Origin of the sequence: Mesorhizobium sp. L103C119B0, from assembly GCF_000502235.1 — a bacterium.
In the GTDB taxonomy this organism is placed as follows: domain Bacteria; phylum Pseudomonadota; class Alphaproteobacteria; order Rhizobiales; family Rhizobiaceae; genus Mesorhizobium.
In genome coordinates, this window is record NZ_AYXE01000015.1 from 135001 (window position 1) to 137824 (window position 2824).

Sequence of the window (2824 nt, forward strand, 5' to 3'; positions counted from 1 at the left end):
GAATGGCGTAACGACTTCCCCGCTGTCTCCAGCATAGACTCAGTGAAATTGAATTCCCCGTGAAGATGCGGGGTTCCTGCGGTTAGACGGAAAGACCCCGTGCACCTTTACTATAGCTTTACATTGGCATTCGTAGTGGCATGTGTAGGATAGGTGGTAGGCTTTGAAACCTGGGCGCCAGCTCAGGTGGAGCCACCCTTGAAATACCACCCTTATTACTATGGATGTCTAACCGCGGCCCGTTATCCGGGTCCGGGACAATGTATGGTGGGTAGTTTGACTGGGGCGGTCGCCTCCTAAAGAGTAACGGAGGCGCGCGATGGTGGGCTCAGAACGGTCGGAAATCGTTCGCTGAGTGCAATGGCATAAGCCTGCCTGACTGCGAGACTGACAAGTCGAGCAGAGACGAAAGTCGGTCATAGTGATCCGGTGGTCCCGCGTGGAAGGGCCATCGCTCAACGGATAAAAGGTACGCCGGGGATAACAGGCTGATGACCCCCAAGAGTCCATATCGACGGGGTTGTTTGGCACCTCGATGTCGACTCATCGCATCCTGGGGCTGGAGCAGGTCCCAAGGGTATGGCTGTTCGCCATTTAAAGCGGTACGTGAGTTGGGTTCAGAACGTCGTGAGACAGTTCGGTCCCTATCTGCCGTGGGTGTAGGAATATTGAAAGGATCTGTCCCTAGTACGAGAGGACCGGGATGGACGGATCTCTGGTGGACCTGTTGTGGCGCCAGCCGCATAGCAGGGTAGCTATATCCGGACGGGATAACCGCTGAAGGCATCTAAGCGGGAAACCCACCTTAAAACGAGTATTCCCTGAGAACCGTGGAAGACGACCACGTTGATAGGCCGGGTGTGGAAGAGCGGCAACGCTTGAAGCTTACCGGTACTAATAGTTCGATCGGCTTGATCGTTCTCATTCCTTATGCTCATCGTGAACACGATGATCTGACCAGCGCTCACGCATGAGCGGCCCTTACAGGGCCTATGCTCCGCGAGGGCGCCGGAAAACCGGCGACGCGCAGTCGCGCTTGCGGGCTTGCGCCCGAAAGCAAAACACAAACGTCGCCTTGGCACGAAAAAACAGCTTCTCGATATAACGTGCGTTTTGCCGACCTGGTGGTTATGGCGGAGCGGCTGCACCCGATCCCATTCCGAACTCGGCCGTGAAACGCTCCAGCGCTGATGGTACTTCGTCTCAAGACGCGGGAGAGTAGGTCGCTGCCAGGTCTGCAAAACGCACGTTGAACTCTCATCCGCAAACCGGATGAAACTGAAATCTTCTCTCTACGAAAAGGCCCGCCAAGGGATCACGGGCCGCGCAAGCGGCCCTTTCATTTGGTCAGCCATATACCTATCTGTAAGCCATCCTGTTCATAGGCCCAGGCTTACGTCCAGATAAGCAAGCAAACGCTTGCTTCAGATCCGGAGCAGGCAAGAGCTTGCCCTGGAGAGTCCGGAGCAAGCAAGAGCTTGCCCTGGAGAGTCCGGAGCAAGCAAGAGCTTGCCCTGGAGGTGACGCGGGGTGGAGCAGCCCGGTAGCTCGTCAGGCTCATAACCTGAAGGTCACAGGTTCAAATCCTGTCCCCGCAACCAACAAAAAAAGCCCGCTTCACGCGGGCTTTTTGCGTTCGGACCGTGATCGATGGCGATTTTAACCTGCACCAGGGGTCGGAAGCAGGCGAAGCCGACGCCGTGGGACAGAAAAGCCAAATCATGACCCCCAACCGCCCGTAGCTCGCAAGCCTTTTTGTATTCGGCACCTTTGCCCACGCGAAGCCGGTTGACTCCCGCCTCTGTCAGCGCGGCAACCGCCACGCGCCCGCGCGATCGTGACTGGGCGCTTTGGATACTGCAGAACCAGGCGACGAACCATTCTCTCGCCATCAGATCTTGGAAAACGAACCGTGATCGTGCGCTTCCAATCATTGCTATTATTGCTACCGGGCTTGATCGGCGCCATAATCTTCCAGGAGGTTGCCGTGCCCGACTACGCTCTGAACGAACCACTATGAGAGCTTCATCAGGAAGCAGCTCGAATCAGGCCGCTACAACAATGCCTGAGATGTTCGCGCCGGCCTACGTATGCTCGAGGATTTCGAGGCGGAGCAGGAGAGATGGCTGCGCGAGGAGGTTCCGGCGCGCCTGACCGAGCTCCGGCAGGATCCGGCTAAGGGCATCCCTGTCGAGACGGTTTTTTCGCGACTCGAGGCGCGTCATCACGCGAAGCAGGCGAAAGCCAAATAGGCAATGCAGTACCGCATTGTCTTCCACCCCAAGGCGGAACTGAACTCGGCCAGTTCTATGACCACGTAGCCGACCCGTGCGTCGCCGGCGATCGCTTGGAATTTCGTTGTCGGCATGCGCGACCATTGCCTGAGCGTGTCGACTTTTCCACAGTGCGGCACAGAGCGGGTCGAGATCATGCCTGGTCCGCGGATCATCAGCTGGCGACGTGCCGTCAGCATTGCTTTCGCAGTCGATGCCGAACGGGTCTGGTCCTGGGTATTTTTTCGTCGGCCGCAACATCACGGCGGAATTGCTGGAAGGCCGGCTCTGAAGCGCTGCTTAGGCTGGCGTGGGGATCGACACTCGCCAGGAGGCGATTCTCAGGCCGATGGCACGCACCTGCCGCCGCCTAGGTGGGAGCTTGGTAGAAGAGTGATCCTCAGCGGAACACCACTCACAATTTCAGCCAAGCCAGCTCACGAATTTCCGCCCCGTGGATATCTCTACGAGAAATCGCAAAAACATCGTCGATGACTGTTGACAGTTCTGGTTGGTGGCGACTATATACGCCTCACGAACGAGGGCGGTGC

2 protein-coding genes, 1 tRNA gene and 2 rRNA genes (1 of these 5 cut by a window edge) are annotated in these 2824 nt (G+C 57.4%); 3 read left to right on the forward strand and 2 right to left on the reverse strand.

The window, feature by feature from the left end:
- The 3 genes from X728_RS143470 to X728_RS143460 all read left to right on the forward strand — a co-directional run.
- Positions 1-919: ribosomal RNA gene (locus tag X728_RS143470) — 23S ribosomal RNA — on the forward strand; it begins 1883 nt to the left of the window's first position.
- Between the two features lie 201 nt (positions 920-1120).
- Positions 1121-1235: ribosomal RNA gene (gene rrf, locus X728_RS143465) — 5S ribosomal RNA — on the forward strand.
- A 289-nt stretch (positions 1236-1524) separates the two neighbouring features.
- A tRNA-Met gene (locus X728_RS143460) sits at positions 1525-1601 on the forward strand.
- On the opposite strand, the gene X728_RS1000000169375 is transcribed toward X728_RS143460, so the two are convergent.
- Positions 1572-1823, reverse strand: coding sequence for a hypothetical protein (locus tag X728_RS1000000169375; protein WP_155924023.1), 252 nt, complete (start codon positions 1821-1823; stop codon positions 1572-1574). The genes X728_RS143460 and X728_RS1000000169375 overlap by 30 nt on opposite strands.
- Positions 1824-2224: 401 nt before the next feature.
- A complete protein-coding gene (locus X728_RS1000000170505) occupies positions 2225-2431 on the reverse strand; it encodes a hypothetical protein (protein WP_155924024.1) in 207 nt (68 codons plus the stop codon).
- Positions 2432-2824 lie beyond the last annotated feature (393 nt).

What these genes read in the sequence shown, in the direction of transcription:
- X728_RS1000000170505 (WP_155924024.1), bottom strand. Translation starts at nt 2,431, where the DNA reads ATGATCTCGACCCGCTCTGTGCCGCACTGTGGAAAAGTCGACACGCTC.